Below are 1,249 nucleotides of genomic sequence, written 5' to 3'. Positions count from 1 at the left end.
ACAAATTCGTTTTCGAAACGGAAGGCCTTCTTCGTTAAGAATGCGGTAATCACTCCAACACAAATCGACGTTGGTCAAAGCTAACCACCCAGCACTAAATTTTGTGACTGGAGATAYTTCAATGTCACGCATAAAACCAAAAGTACGTGCACGAGAGATTTCACGAACAAAACCTTGCGTTGAGCAAATCGAACAACAGACGCTGCTCATCAGAATCGATTGCAGGGTGGTTAAACTCGATTTCAAAATCCATGCGAAAACCATTAAATGGAACAAATTCAGCCCACTTGTCACCTGTCTTCAAAACGAACTGGTTTCTTAATGCGGAATAAAACGCTTCGCTGTCATTTGTGTCTCAATGCCTGCTTGCTGAAGCAGTAAACAAATGGACTTGCGCTGCCATCCATAATTGGAATTTCAGGTGCATCAACTTCAATGATGATGTTGTCGATACCCATACCCGCAAGCGCTGCGTTCAAATGCTCAACTGTAGAGATACGACGCCTGCATCATTAACGAGTGCAAGTACACAACATAGTGTCACGAACAGAGCAGGATCAGCAGGAAATCTACCGCAGGCGTAGATCAGTGCGGCGATAACAATGCCAGTGTTTGACAGCTGCAGGGCGAAGAGTTAATGTGACTTTACGACCAGAGTGGAGACCCACACCAGTTGTTTTCACAATTTCCTTTCAGAGTACGTTGTCTGATCATCTGATTGCCTCTTTGAAGTGCTACAAATCACGGTCGTCTAAGACGCCGACCGTGAATGCTACCACAATTTTGAACAGTGTCAAATTTGTGCCTGAATATTAATCAGCCTGACGACGTAAAAATGCCGGAATATCCAAATATCCGCTCTCTTTTTTCCTGCTAGGCGCCTGTATTCCTGGCTGCTGACGCTGTAGAAGAGGAAACAGGCGTCGATGGCTGAGGAGTACCTGAGGTCTTTCCTGTCAAAGTTTGTGCCGGTTTTTCTTCCACCTTCGCAGCCACAACAGGTTGTGGTGCTGCAGTTGGTTGAGCGACTTTAGCTTTACCACCTGAAACTAACGTGATGTCTGGTTTCTTATCGTTACCGATACCGGTAGCAACCACCGTCACTCGAATTTCATCCGCCATGTCTGGATCAAGTGAAGTACCGATTACGACTGTTGCGTTATCCGAAGCAAACGCTTTAACCGTATTACCCACTGTTTCAAACTCATCTAGACGCATGTCTAGACCAGCGGTAATGTTAACCAGCTAC

Annotated in this window: 2 pseudogenes; both read right to left on the bottom strand. The window is 45.5% G+C overall.

What is annotated here, in order from left to right:
• Nucleotides 1–83: 83 nt before the first annotated feature.
• Nucleotides 84–714 (bottom strand): annotated as a pseudogene (lpxC, locus tag CIK04_RS35725) (UDP-3-O-acyl-N-acetylglucosamine deacetylase); the annotation flags it as partial.
• Nucleotides 715–812: 98 nt separating this feature from the next.
• Nucleotides 813–1,245, bottom strand: a pseudogene (locus CIK04_RS26725) (cell division protein FtsZ); the annotation flags it as partial.
• Nucleotides 1,246–1,249: the final 4 nt, after the last annotated feature.

This window comes from Vibrio sp. 03_296 (assembly GCF_002265885.1).
This window is presented reverse-complemented; position numbering and strand designations above follow the sequence as displayed.